The organism is Nocardia vinacea NBRC 16497 (assembly GCF_000308835.1).
GTDB classification, from domain to species: domain Bacteria; phylum Actinomycetota; class Actinomycetes; order Mycobacteriales; family Mycobacteriaceae; genus Nocardia; species Nocardia vinacea.
In genome coordinates this window covers 1-1,831 of record NZ_BAGN01000210.1, presented here as the reverse complement: position 1 = coordinate 1,831, position 1,831 = coordinate 1, and the positions used below count along the sequence as shown (strand labels likewise).

Here is a 1,831-nt window from a genome sequence, read left to right as displayed (position 1 = left end):
AGATCTTTTCGTGGAATCGTCCGCGGCGGCGTTGGCCGAGCGGTTCCTCCGCGTCCTCGTCGCGGTCGTCGCCGATCCGACCCAGCCGGTGGGTGACATCTCGCTGATCGGTGCGGAGGAGGCCGAACGGCTGCTCCCGGCGCGCGGCGGCGACGCCCCCGCGCCGCGTCTGCTGCCCGATCTGCTGGCCTCGGCCGTGGCAACGACCCCCGAGGCGATCGCCCTGATCGACGGTGCCCACACCCTCAGCTACGGTGAGCTCGACCGCCGCGCCAATCAGCTTGCGGCGCAGTTGCTTTCCTGGGGTGCGGGGCCCGGTATGTGCGCCGCGCTGGTCGTGCCGCGCTCGGCCGACTATCACGTCGCCATGTGGGCGATCACGAAGACCGGGGCCACGTTCGTGCCGGTGGACCTGCGTTATCCGCCGGAGCGGATCGCATATATGCTGCGCGATTCCGGTGCCGAGGTCGGCGTCACGGTCGCGGCCGCGCGGCCGTCCCTCCCGGACGGTGTCCGCTGGCTGGTGCTCGACGACCTGCGCACAGCCGCCGAGATCGCCGCACGTCCCGGCTGTGCCGTGTCGGACGCGAATCGTCCTCGCGCCCTTCGGATTCAGGATGCGGCGTATGTGATCTACACGTCGGGTTCGACCGGCACGCCGAAGGGCGTGATGGTCACCCACGAGGGGCTGGCGGCCTTCGCGGCCGAGCAGCGTGAGCGTTACCGGGTCGAGGCCACCTCGCGCGTGCTGCAAGCCGCGGCACCTGCGTTCGACGCGGTGCTGCTCGAAGCCTTGATGGCGCATGCGGCAGGAGCGGCGTTGGTGGTGTCGCCGCCGGAGGTGTTCGGTGGCTCGGACCAGTCCGACCTGATCCGGACCCATCAGGTGACACATGCGTTCCTGACACCGAGTGTGCTGGCGACGATGTCGCCCGGCGAGGTGGATTCGCTGCGGATGCTGGCGGTTGGCGGCGAAAAGGTGGCGGAGGATCTGATCGCCGCCTGGGCGGCCGGGCGGCGGCTGCATCACATCTACGGCCCGACCGAGACGACGATCGTGATCACGATCAGCGACCCGGTGCGGCCGGGGGAGGTGCTTACCATCGGCGGACCGATCCGCGGTGCGGAGGCGGTGGTGCTGGACGCGCGGCTGCGGCCGGCGCCGATCGGAGTGCCGGGGGAGCTGTACTTCTCCGGGTCCGCGCTGGCCCGCGGGTATCTGAATCGTCCTGGGACAACGGCACGTTCGTTCGTGGCGAACCCGTACGGTTCGCCGGGCTCGCGGATGTATCGCACCGGCGATATCGTCCGCTGGACCGCGCAGGGAACGTTGCAGTACGTCGGCCGCCTCGATTTCCAGATCAAGATTCGCGGCCAGCGCGTCGAGCTGGGCGAGATCGATGCCGCGCTGCTGACCCATCCGGTGGTCGCGACCGCGGTCACCGTAAGTCGCCGAGGCCCCGGCGGGCACCCGGTGCTCGCCGCGTACATCACGGCCGAACCGGTAACCGCCGTCGAACCGAGCGCGGTGCTCGATCACGTGGCTACCGCTCTGCCCGCACACATGGTGCCGGCGACGATCACGCTACTCGACCACCTGCCGCTCACCTCGTCCGGCAAGGTGGATCGAGAAGCGCTGCCGGAGCCTGTTTTCGAGACCGCCGAAGACACCGCCGCCGCGGCATCGACCGACCTGGAACGCACCATCGCGGCCGCCTTCGCCGACGTCCTCGGCATCGCCACGGTGGGCGCGAGGACTTCCTTCTTCGCACTCGGCGGCGACTCCATCATGTCGATTCAGCTGGCCGCGCGCCTGAAGTTGGCGGGGGTC

General features: G+C 69.9%; 1 protein-coding gene. It reads left to right on the top strand.

Going from position 1 to position 1,831, the window contains the following annotated elements; all coding sequences use genetic code 11:
- A partial coding sequence (locus ON44_RS29200) for a non-ribosomal peptide synthetase (RefSeq protein ID WP_040695765.1) occupies positions 1-1,831 on the top strand: 1,831 nt, incomplete at both ends.